At 53.9% G+C, this 11,126-nt stretch carries 8 protein-coding genes; 2 read left to right on the top strand and 6 right to left on the bottom strand.

All coding sequences use genetic code 11. From position 1 onward, the window contains the following. Nucleotides 1-8 precede the first annotated feature (8 nt). Nucleotides 9-839 carry a CHAD domain-containing protein gene (locus HUU10_11345; protein NUQ82193.1) on the top strand — a complete coding sequence of 277 codons (831 nt, stop codon included), beginning with the start codon at nucleotides 9-11 and terminating at the stop codon, nucleotides 837-839. 1 nt (nucleotide 840) lies between these two features. Here HUU10_11345 and dgt read toward each other — a convergent pair whose 3' ends face one another. The 6 genes from dgt to HUU10_11315 are packed head-to-tail and all read right to left on the bottom strand — an operon-like array spanning nucleotide 841 to nucleotide 9,677. Then, nucleotides 841-2,094, bottom strand: a complete 1,254-nt coding sequence (dgt, locus tag HUU10_11340; GenBank protein ID NUQ82192.1) for a dNTP triphosphohydrolase — start codon at nucleotides 2,092-2,094, stop codon at nucleotides 841-843. Beyond that, entirely contained in the window at nucleotides 2,091-2,801 is a 711-nt protein-coding gene (locus HUU10_11335) for a hypothetical protein (GenBank protein NUQ82191.1), read from the bottom strand. The genes dgt and HUU10_11335 overlap by 4 nt, the downstream gene beginning before the upstream one ends. Before the next feature lie 2 nt (nucleotides 2,802-2,803). Continuing rightward, nucleotides 2,804-3,724, bottom strand: coding sequence for an alpha/beta fold hydrolase (locus HUU10_11330; protein ID NUQ82190.1), 921 nt, complete (start codon nucleotides 3,722-3,724; stop codon nucleotides 2,804-2,806). Beyond that, the gene (locus HUU10_11325) at nucleotides 3,724-6,015 is read right to left on the bottom strand and encodes a PBP1A family penicillin-binding protein (GenBank protein NUQ82189.1); all 2,292 of its coding nucleotides are present in this window, start codon (nucleotides 6,013-6,015) and stop codon (nucleotides 3,724-3,726) included. The genes HUU10_11330 and HUU10_11325 overlap by 1 nt, the downstream gene beginning before the upstream one ends. A gap of 18 nt (nucleotides 6,016-6,033) precedes the next feature. Then, nucleotides 6,034-6,834, bottom strand: a complete 801-nt coding sequence (locus HUU10_11320; GenBank protein ID NUQ82188.1) for a UDP-2,3-diacylglucosamine diphosphatase — start codon at nucleotides 6,832-6,834, stop codon at nucleotides 6,034-6,036. Then, the gene (locus HUU10_11315) at nucleotides 6,831-9,677 is read right to left on the bottom strand and encodes a hypothetical protein (GenBank protein ID NUQ82187.1); all 2,847 of its coding nucleotides are present in this window, start codon (nucleotides 9,675-9,677) and stop codon (nucleotides 6,831-6,833) included. Before HUU10_11315 ends, HUU10_11320 begins: the two co-directional genes overlap by 4 nt. 41 nt (nucleotides 9,678-9,718) lie before the next feature. Here HUU10_11315 and HUU10_11310 point away from each other — a divergent pair, with 41 nt between their 5' ends. Then, a complete protein-coding gene (locus tag HUU10_11310) occupies nucleotides 9,719-11,062 on the top strand; it encodes an MATE family efflux transporter (protein ID NUQ82186.1) in 1,344 nt (447 codons plus the stop codon). Nucleotides 11,063-11,126: the final 64 nt, after the last annotated feature.

Genomic DNA, 11,126 nt, shown 5'->3' with positions numbered 1-11,126 from the left:
TTATAATAATGAATGCAACCACTCAAAGCAGAGCTGTGGAACTCACCACACGCCTGCACACAACCGGGCAGACCGTTCTGAAAATCATCGGGGAGGTGGTGGTGACAGGGTCTCCTGTGCTGATTCACCGGACGCGAACCACCAGCCGCCGGTTACAGAGTCAGCTGCATCTGCTGTCGGTTCTCAGCGGGCACCCCGACTGTAAAAAGGCCATCCGTCAATTGTCTGATCTTTTGAAACAACCCGGAAAGATCAGGGACCTGCAGGTCCAGGAACTGGTCTTCAGAGGGCTCTCTGCATCGGTTCCGTCTGCAGCCCCTCTGGCTGATTACCTGAAAGCCTGCGGAGACCGGGCCTTCAGCCGCTGGCTTAAAGAGGACCCGGTAAAAAAGGCCGGTAAACTGATCACCGGGACCATCCTGCATCTGACCGCCGGAAGCAGAACGGAAGAAAAGCTGACCGATATCCGTCTGGCCGGAATGGTCAATCAAATCTGCCGGTCGGTATCCCACGACCTGAACACGCTGGACAGCAAAAACGTGGAAGCCCTCCACCGTTTCCGTCTGAAGGTGAAGCGATACCGGTATCAGTTTGAAGCCCTGACATTGATTTTTCCCGTTCCTTCCGACCTGACAGATCGTCTGAAGCACTGGCAAAGCGGCTTGGGGCAGTTGCAGGATGCAGAGGTTTCACTTGCGATGCTCCGGGAGCATGGGTTGTCGGCCGGACTGTCAGCCGCAGAGATCCGAGAGTTGCACGGGGTCCTTTATAATCATTTCACCGATCTGAAAAACGTGGTGGCGGCAGAAGTGGAAAACGGGCTGTCCCGGGCAGGTTAACTCAGATCAGGTCGGAAAGGCTTCCGTAATCGGGATCGAAAAGCCGTCGGTAGGTCCGGATGGCAAAACGGTCGGTCATTCCGGCCAGATAGTCGCAGATCAGGCGGGAGCGATCGGTTTCTGATCCGGCACGATCGAGACCTTCCCTTAGAGACACCGGCAGAATGCCGTATTTTCCATTCACCGCCTGCTCAGAAAAGGCATTAAACAATTCCCGGAGCACGCGGTCTCCCTTGAATTCGAATTGCTGCAGCTGCGGTGTGCGGAAAACCAAAGCCACAGCCAGCTTCTTGTACAGCCGCGACTCTGCCTGTGCTTCTTCATCGATATGGAGCATGAATCGGTACCGGTTTGAATCGGGAGCATGTGCATGGGTGACCGGGTCGAGGCGGGTGGCCTGCAGAAACCGACCAATCTTTCGGCTGAACTGCCGGTGAATGTCTTCGGACCCGATCAGCCGGAGCAGGTCCTGGATCCAGTCGTGCTCCCGTGGAGTGAGTGAACGGCTACCCGCCCACTTTTCTACACGATGGTGCGTAATAAATCCGGCATGAGCACCATCAATGATATCGTTGACCGAGTAGGCCGTGTCATCGGCCCAATCCATGATCTGGCATTCAATGCTTTTCAGTTCATTCCAGTCGGCTGGTGATCGTTTGGCAGTGTCCCCGGCAAACACCCATTCTCTCACGGGAAGCTGACTGTCGTACAGGAAATGATTTTCGGGGGGCTGAGGCCATTCGCTGAAGGTGGCCTTGTATTTCATCACGCCATCTGTGAACGCCCGTGTAGGTTGCAGTCCCTTCCGGCCGGTCTCATCCTGATAGATGGTGTCTGTCAGCAGCCGCAGGGTCTGTGCATTTCCTTCGAATCCGCCCTGATTGATCATGAGTGTATGAAGGGTCCGCTCTCCTGCGTGTCCGAAGGGAGGATGTCCGAGATCGTGAGCCAGACAGATGGCCTCGACCAATGCGGCATCCAGATAAAAATGGGCTGACAGGTGAGGAGACGTCTGATTCAGGAAGGCGGTGATGGATCGCCCGATCTGGGCCACTTCGATGGAGTGAGTAAGCCGGGACCGGTAGAAGTCATATTCGCCGGCAAAAAACACCTGGGTCTTGGCCTGCAGTCGACGAAAAGCCGAGGTGTGAATCAGGCGGTCGCGGTCCATTTCAAAAGGAGTGCGGTAATCAGCCTTCCGTTCACCACCGGGGGTATTGGTATCGAAATCGGAATAAAAACCGTTTTGAGTCATCGCGGCCACATTTTTCCGATGGAAAGGCTCAGATGAAAGGCATGAAAGGTTTTGTGAACCCGGTCGACGAGGCGGACCCGGTCGTTGGCATCAGGCGGGTCATCGGGTAACCGGTATCGGGTTGGGACGCGTAGCAGGGTGACCCCATCGGGGAGATAATTGAAGGTATACCGGAAAGCCAGACCCTGAATCAGGCCGAAGTTGCTGCCAAAGTCGGCGCCGAATCCAACCGATCCTGTCACGCCCCAGATGGCTTTTCCATCTCCCAGACCTGAAAAAAAATCATCTGTAGTGGGAAACACATATCCCATCAGAGGTCCTGCCCCGGCCGACAGGAAAGGACGAAAATTATCCTGGATGGAAGCGCGGAATAACCGGTAGTGAAGTACATTCTGAAATGGAATCAGCAGCAGGGAATTGATTTTGTTCCGGGTGTAAACCTGATCCGTCCAATAATCATACTCTTCGACCTCCCGGTCATCTTTTCCGGGTGAAATGTCCGATTCGAACTGGTAAGCCCAGTCCTCGCTGATCTGATGACGATACAAACCCCCGATGCCGAATCCGTATGAAGTGATCAGAATCCGGAAGGCGCCGCCATCGGGATAATTCATCAATGATCGGGTTACCGGTGGTTGATAAACTGGTTGTGCCAGGGTGTTGGAAACCGCCAGCAGGAATGAAAGGAGAATCAGCGGTATTTTCATTATTAAACTCCGTTTCCATCGGTCAGTGGGTCGGCCGGATTTCCATCCGTTGGTTTCAGCCGTCGGTTAATAAACCGGACAATGCGGTCAATTGTGCCCGGGTCGGTGAGAAGACTGGTGTGAGTGGCTTCCGGTTCGATAACCGGACCGTAGGCAATCCCCTCGGGGAAGGCGGCCTTCAGTTCATACTGCATGTCGGGTGGGACCCGGGTATCGAGTCCGGCGCCGATCAGAAGCGTCGGGACTGTTGAGTTCCGGACCCAGAAAGCAGGGGCAAGATCATCATAGGAATGGCCCAGATATCGCCGGATGAGCGCCAGAATCACTTTTCCAACCGGAATCATTGGTACACCGGCCCGCCGGATATCCATCTCGAAAATCCGGTCAGAACGGGAAAAAGCACAGATGGGAACCGCGGCAGATACTCCTGGAACCCGAACAGAGGCAATCAGCAGGGCAGCGCCACCGAGAGAATGCCCGGTCATGGCAATAGGGTTTCCCGGAAACCGTAAACGCAGCCAGTGGATCGTGTTTTCGAGGTCCTCGGTGTATTTGAGAACCGACATGGGGGGATCGAGATCGCATTCGCCATGGTTTCTCGCATTGATGGCAAAAACCTGATAGCCCTCTTTCCACAACCGGTAACTGATCGGCCAGAGAAAGGTGGCATTGCGGGTCCAGCCGTGAGCCACAATCACAATGGGAGCTGATGGGTCGGCGGGTTGAAGCAACATCCAGCCCCGGATGATTTTTGAGTGACCCGTGGGAATATGCCAGGTCTCATAGGGGACCTGGTTAAGGTCTGGCATGGGCTGATTCGGTTCCAGTTCAATCTGGAATGCATCGAGAAACTTTTTCCAGGCCCAGGTCAGCCAGGCAAGAAAAAGAAGGAGGAGACCGCTGACCAGAATCAGAATTGTCATCAGAACCCGATCTTTTTCTTTTTCGGTTTCTCTTCAGGTTTCACCGTTCCGGCCTCGGTATGAACGGTACAGGTTTCGGTGGGTGCATTCAGTTTGGTGAATACTTCCTGATAAGGTTCCGGGCAGAAGGAGCCGGCGATCTTCTTCGATTCACTGCAGACCATCATTTCATAAATACCATTCGGCTTTCTGAAGGTGCTTGAAGGCATGCCGATGTCGCGGTTGTCATATACATCCTTCATGAATTTGGCCCAGATGGGCATGGCCGCACGTGCACCCTGACCGTGTTCCATGGTCTGGAAGTGAATCCGGCGGTCTGAAAATCCGACCCAGACACCTGCCACAAGATCACTGGTATATCCAACAAACCACGCATCGCCATGATCATTGGTGGTTCCGGTTTTCCCGCCGGCCGGCTGAAAAAATCCGAACCGGGCTCTGATTCCTGCCCCGGTTCCCCGGTTGATCACGGTTTGAAGCATGTTGTTCACGATATAAGCGGTTTCCTTTGAAAACACTTCCTGATTCTGAGGTGAATTTTCAAGCAGGATATTTCCATTGATGTCTTCTACCCTCATCACCATGAGTGGTTCGGCGTGCAATCCTTCGTTGGGGAACGTGCTGTATGCCGAGGTCAGTTCCATAACGGTAACTTCACTGGACCCCAGTGCAATGGAGTTAACCGCCCACAATTTACTGGTGATTCCCATCCGTCGGGCCACCTGAACCACTTCGGAAGGTTTGGCGATATCGAGCACCAGCCGGATGGTGATCAGGTTCAGTGATTTCCGCAGTGCTTCCCGGAGTGTGGTCATTCCGCCGAACTCACCTTCTGAGTTTTTAGGTGTCCACCACCCCCCCTTGACGGTTTCATCTTCGATGGTGATCGGCTGATTCAGCACTTCATAAGTAGGCGGATATCCTTTGTCGATCACAACCGAGTAAATAATGGGTTTAAAGGAGGAGCCGGGTTGTCGCCGGGCAAGGGCCACATGGTCAAATTTCACCGTGTTAAAATCCCGACCACCCACGTAAGCTTTTACCATGCCGGTTCGCGGATCCATCACCACAAATCCAGCCTGAAGAACCGACTTGGCTGCCTTCAGACTATCGATAAATGCTTTGTTTTTCTTCAGCCGGTTCATGACCCGCGTGGTGTCTTCGCCCCGTATCTGGGTGGCATTCATGTAGGGGGTGGTTTCCTTGATCAGAACCCTCATGAGATCATCTTCCCAAACCATGGTCTGATTAAAGTGCACCTGAATACTATCGAGATGACCTTTCACCACCTGATCGGCAATGGTTTGCATGCGGGTATCAATGGTGGTGAAGACAGACAGTCCGTCATTATACAGATTGAATCCGCGTCCTTCCCCTTCATTCTGCAGGTACTGTCGCACCTGTTCGGTAAAATAGGGCGCCTGCCCGAGATCGGTGATGGGTCTGAAATCGGTCAACGTGGGTTCTGTTTTCAGCTTCCGGTAGTCGTCTGCTGTCAGGTAACCTGCATCGACCATGTTGAGAAGAATCAGGTTGCGGCGTTCCTGTGATTTTTCCGGGCGGTTCACCGGATTGAAGGTATTCGGTGCCGGCAGGGCTCCGATGAGGGCTGCGGCTTCAAGGACAGTCAGATCGCGGGCGTTTTTGTTAAAATAGGTCTGTGCGGCGGCCTGAATGCCATAAGCCCCCGAACCGAAATACACCTGATTCAGGTACATTTCGAGAATTTCATTTTTTGTGTAAGTGACTTCGATGTGGATGGCTGTGTACAATTCCCTGATTTTCCGGGTGATGGTTTGTTCCTGACTTTTCAGGAAAAGGGTGCGGGAAAGCTGTTGGGTGATGGTGCTGGCCCCTTCGCTGAACGAAAGGGTTGACAGGTTCACGTACATGGCTTTGAAAAACCGGACCACATCGAATCCCCAGTGATCATAGAACCGGCGATCTTCAGAGGCAAGCAGGGCATTAACGACATGCGGCGACATTTCGGCCAGGGTGATCCGCCGCCGGTTGGTGTTGAAAAACCGGTGAATCACCTCGCCATCATACGAGTACACATTCGTAGCCAGTTCCTGTCGGGGATTTTCCAGTTCTTCGAGACTGGGCAGATCGGTCAGAGAAAAACTGAGCAACAGAACAATAGGAACCACAATCAGCAGGGATACAATGATCAGAACCCGCCGGAACCACAGTTCCCATTCCCTGAATTTCTGAACCTTCCGACGGTAATCGGGGTCATTAAAGTACCGGTCTTTATCGAGGCCGTGCTGATCGTGTTCTTGTTCTGCCATGATACTTTTATAAATGGGTTAAAGCTGTGTTGATGCCAGTATGGTTCCGTTGGTCTGGCGCAGGGTGAACTGTCCGTCTGAAAGCACCCCGTAACTCCGGTGCCAGAGCCATTCACCGAGGTTGATGTAATGGCCACGCGGTTCCCCAAGTTTCAGAATTTTGGGGACATGCCGGTGCCCGCAGATAAACAGGTCATACGGATCGGCTTTCAGTCGCTCTCTGGCATGAATAATCAGCCGTTCCTGATCGCCGTAATCGGTCGTATCCTCGGTCAGATGCCGTGACGTTCCGCTGGCCCACCGGGCAAGACCGATTCCCCAGTTCGGGTGGAGTTTCAGATACATCCATTGCGCCCAACCCCGGGTCAGCAGCCATTTCAGGGCTTTGTATCCATGGTCTCCCGGACCTAACCCGTCTCCATGTGCAATTTCAACCAGTTTCCCGCCGATGGTCAGACGTAAAGGATCGTACCGGGTTTCAATTCCCAGTTCATTGGTGAAGTAGGTTCCCAGCCAGAAATCGTGATTTCCTGAAAAATACACCACCGGATAACCGGCATCGGTCATCCGGGCCAGTTGTCCGAAAAAGCGGGTGTATCCGCGGGGAACCACTTCCTTATACTCGAACCAGTAATCGAAAATGTCACCAACCAGAAAAACGGCATCGGTGTGGTGAAAGGCCCACTCCAATGTCTGTATCAGTTCCTGCTGCTTCGATTTTTCCACCCCGGGCGATTGAATGCCCAGATGAACGTCCGAAATAAACGTGGCCGACTTCAGCGGGCGGGTGCTGACCGGAATCACAGGTTGACCCATCATTGAAGCACCGGTGACAGCCGCAGTTGCAGGTACCAGGTCTCGTTATCGGGAACTCCCGGCGAGACCGCATAGGCGTATCCGGTGTTAAACCGAATACCCCCTTCGCCAAAACCAAGTTCGCCACCCACCGAATAAACCAGATCACTGTCAATCCGGGCCAGATCCGTGAAACCGCCAATGGTTAACAGATTTACCGGCAGCACCAGCAGACGCAGAGGAGTCCGCTCGGCCAGCAGCAGATTGAGAGCCGTGCTTCCCCAGATCATCTGCCGTCCGGTGATATCCCTTGACAGACCCCGGATCACCCGTGTCAGACCGTAGTCGCGCGGAACATCCCATTGGTAAAACCGGTCGGTTCCCACCTGGAACCCCGCCAGCGCTTTGCCGGAAAGGGAGACATAACTCCAGTCGGTTTTAAGTCCAAGCCGTTCCCATCCCAGCGGAATTCCGCCACCCAGGTTGAGGGCGGAAGCCGTGAGATCCCCGGACCCAACCGATTGAAATACATTGGCCCCGGTATAGAAAGTCCAGTTTGAAAGCGCACCAGACCAGAGGGTTGGGCGTGACCATGCCACCAACAGACCAGCTTCGGGACCCTGAAGAGTGGTGGAGGAGGGAAGTCCGGTTCCGCGTGGCCAGGTTCGCTGATGGTAGTAATAGGAAAGCGAGGGTGTCACCGACCAGCGGCTGCTTCCGCCGGGATAAAAGGATTTTGAAATGGCGAACTGCCCAATGGTCTGATCCGATTCCAGGTAAGACGATCCCTGATAGGCAAAAACCGAAGGTCCGTTATAAACAGATGTGGTAAACATCAGATCCCATGCCCGGACCATCCAGAAAGCCGCCAAAACCGATTGGGAAGGGTCTTCAACGGCCACATCACCTGCGAACATCAGAACCTGCCGCTGAAGGGGCTCGATCCAGAGTGTGAAACCGGAAATCAGCCATCCGCGCTGATCTTTCAGCGGAAGAGCGAAGGACATCAGGTTTTCAGATCTGAGATGCGGAAACGCCAGTCGTTCCCGGTTGGGAGAAGGAAAGGTGGTGTCGGGAAGGATTTTGACTTCACCGAATTCCGGATTCCGTTCGGTCCAGGTGCGGTAACGGGCTGGTGGAACGGCCGGCGCAAATGATGTGACGGCCGGAGAGAACAGGCTGTCTGGCTTCATCCAGTGAAACAGCGGTTTTCCGCCAGTCTGAAGAGACCGGAGTAAAACGCCATTGTCTGGATGATACCCGATGGTGAAGGTTTCAGCAAGATCCGGTGAGTGAACAAAGGTGCCGGTTTTACGGTTCAGCAAGGTGGCTTGCGGAACTTCACTTCCATACCGGGTGAGCACAAGCAGACTGTCATTCAGGGAGATGGGAAGCCGGTCATCCACCCGATCATTGGTAACCGGGGTCAGACCGGTTCTGGCTGACCAGGAAAACACATCACGGTCGCCGTTGGATTGCTGTACCTCGGCGAGAAGAAACCCAGGTCTGAAATCGGGGAATAACCGTCCGACTGGCATCGGGGTGGTCAGAAGTGTATCGGAAAGTCCGCCGGAAACAGGGAAGGCGATCAATCGGCTCACCTGACCGGTTTGTTCCACCAGAATCAGGGTGGAATCGGTCATCAGGCCATTGGTGGCCCTGATTCCGCTGACCGGTGTGGAAAGCACCGATCCATCACGGTTGCTGATTTTCCAGGTCATGGAAAGACCATCCTGATCCAGATCGGTGAAACGGTAAGGCTCGCCCCAGGCCAGCCATTTCTGGTCGGGTGAAAGCAGAACATCGGTCGAAATGGTGTTGGAATGTGTCCGGATGATTTCAGATTTCTTCTGTTTCCATCCGATTTCGCGAAGGGTGCCGTAGAGGTGATTCCGGTCCAGACGGGCTACCTGCAGATACAGTGAGTCGGCGGGTGACAGCGGCACAACCTGATTCACCTGAAAGCCGGCAATCGGGACCTTCACGCCGGGTTTTCTTACCGGCCATTCTGAAAAACGCCCACCGTAGTACAAAACCAGATGTTTGTGAAAGTCGGGAAACAAGTCTGCCACCGACTTTCCGTACACCGATTTAAAAGCGGCATTAAAATCATACACCCAACCGTCGGCCTCATGATTCATGAGTCTGATCAGGGAAGAATCACCATACTGATCGGCCAGATAGCGGACAAGGGCATGTCCGCCGGCATACAGCAGCCGTCCATCTTCGAGGGAATTGATTGACGCGAGGGAAAAACGTCCTTCCAGAACCGCATTTTTCAGGTAAAGATCTCCCCGGTAGGTATTCCAGTACTCTGAGTAATACTGCGCGGTTCCTTCAAGAAACCATCGGGGAACATCGAGAACCAGTCCGGCCCCGAGCCATGGGGACAATTTGCGCTCAAAAGCCCTGAACGTGACATGATGGACCAATTCATGGGTGAGCACCTGATGGTACCAGTTGACTGTCCCGGTCCAGAAAGGTACATAGGCCGAGGCAGTTGCATAGATAACCACCGTATTCGAGATGGCATACCCATTCGATACATCGGGTGCATCGGTGAGAATGATACGGGTGGGTTTACCGGTAAACCGGTCTGAAGTCACCCCTGTCATAGCGGCAATTTCAGGGATGGAAAGCTCGGCGATTTTGAGCAGGGAATCGGCAATGGTTTCAAATCCGGAAGGGTATTCGACGGTTGCATATTTCCCTGAAATAACCATCCAGGACCGTTGAGCGCCGGAAGTGGCCGGAATCAACATCAGACCACAAAAAATGAGTGAAAAAAGCGGTTTTAGCATGAAGCGGAAAATGGGTAAATTTCCGGCCGATGGCAAATCAGGCGGGTGGGTGTGTTTGGATAGCATGGCGGATCGGGATTATTGAGAATGGGTTTTATCTTCGGGCCATGTCAATCAGAAACCTCTTTGCCGGAGCGAACCGGCTGGAAATCAAAGAAATCATGCATCTGGCCTGGCCGGTGGTGGTCAGTCAGGTCGGACATATTCTTTTTGCCTTTTTCGATACCATTATGATCGGTCCGCTGGGGCAGGAGTATCTCGCTGCTGCCAGCGTGGCCAACGGGGTGTTTTTCCTGATCATGGTCTTCGGTCTTGGACTCACCTTCGTTCTGTCCCCGCTGACGAGTGAAAAATTGGGGGCGAGACAACCCGGACGGGCACCCGTTGTTCTCACGGCTGGTTTTTATGTGGCCATTCCGGCATCGATGCTGTCGTTTGCGGTTATCTGGGGATTGGCTGATCTGTTTGCGTGGATGAACCTTCCGGCTGAAGTGGTGCCGCTGGCCGCCAGCTATCTGAAAATTCTCGCCTGGTCGGTGATTCCGCTTTACCTGTTTCAGATCGTCCGGCAGTATGTCGACGGGCTTGGCTTTACCCGTCCTTCCATGATTGTGACCTGGATCGGCTTGGTGTTAAATATCGTGGCCAATTATGCCCTGATTTACGGTGCGTGGGGATTTCCGGCCCTGAAACTGGATGGGGCCGGCTGGGCCACATTCCTCTCCCGGGTGGTGATGGCGCTTCTCATGGTTGCCACACTCCCGCTGCTGCCCTCGCTTCGCGCCTATCTTCCGCTGATCAGACACTGGGTGCCTTCCCGGGAGGTTATGCGGAAAATTCTGTCCGTCGGTTTGCCAAGTGGTGCTCAGTACTTTTTCGAAGTGGCTGCCTTTACGTTTGCATCCATCATGTGCGGATGGATCGGGACTGCGGCCATGGCCTCACACCAGGTGGCGATTAACCTGGCCTCCATGACCTACATGGTTGCCACCGGATTTTCAGCCGCCGGTTCGATTCGGGTGGGTTATTACCTGGGACGGAATGACCGTGCCATGCAGCGGATTGCCGGATTCCAGGTTCTGGTTTTCACCGGATTGATGATGGCGGGATTTGGACTCCTTTTCATCTTGCTGCATCCCTGGCTTCCCATGATGTACACCCCCGATCAGGCGGTGATTCATACGGCCTCCATGCTGCTGCTGATTGCTGCCGTGTTTCAGATATCCGATGGAGTGCAGGCGGTCGGACTTGGGATTTTGCGTGCCGTTCAGGACTCGGCGGTTCCCACTGCCATTACCATTCTGGCGTATTGGGTAATCGGAATCCCCGTGGGAGCCATTACCGCCTTCTGGCTGGACTGGGGAGTCTATGGTCTCTGGGCCGGATTGTCACTCGGACTTGCCATGTCGGCAATTCTGCTTTCCTGGCGTTTCCACCGGCTGACCCGGTAACTCACTTTTTTGTGAGTGGGGTCATCCGGAGTTGCTGAGATCGGATTATCAGTCCTTCCGATTA

Source organism: Bacteroidota bacterium, assembly GCA_013360915.1.
GTDB lineage: Bacteria > Bacteroidota > JABWAT01 > JABWAT01 > JABWAT01 > JABWAT01.
This window is presented reverse-complemented; position numbering and strand designations above follow the sequence as displayed.

What these genes read in the sequence shown, in the direction of transcription:
- HUU10_11320 (NUQ82188.1), bottom strand. Translation starts at nt 6,834, where the DNA reads ATGATGGGTCAACCTGTGATTCCGGTCAGCACCCGCCCGCTGAAGTCG.
- HUU10_11335 (NUQ82191.1), bottom strand. Translation starts at nt 2,801, where the DNA reads ATGAAAATACCGCTGATTCTCCTTTCATTCCTGCTGGCGGTTTCCAAC.
- HUU10_11315 (NUQ82187.1), bottom strand. Translation starts at nt 9,677, where the DNA reads ATGCTATCCAAACACACCCACCCGCCTGATTTGCCATCGGCCGGAAAT.
- HUU10_11345 (NUQ82193.1), top strand. Translation starts at nt 9, where the DNA reads ATGAATGCAACCACTCAAAGCAGAGCTGTGGAACTCACCACACGCCTG.
- dgt (NUQ82192.1), bottom strand. Translation starts at nt 2,094, where the DNA reads ATGACTCAAAACGGTTTTTATTCCGATTTCGATACCAATACCCCCGGT.
- HUU10_11310 (NUQ82186.1), top strand. Translation starts at nt 9,719, where the DNA reads ATGTCAATCAGAAACCTCTTTGCCGGAGCGAACCGGCTGGAAATCAAA.
- HUU10_11330 (NUQ82190.1), bottom strand. Translation starts at nt 3,724, where the DNA reads ATGACAATTCTGATTCTGGTCAGCGGTCTCCTCCTTCTTTTTCTTGCC.
- HUU10_11325 (NUQ82189.1), bottom strand. Translation starts at nt 6,015, where the DNA reads ATGGCAGAACAAGAACACGATCAGCACGGCCTCGATAAAGACCGGTAC.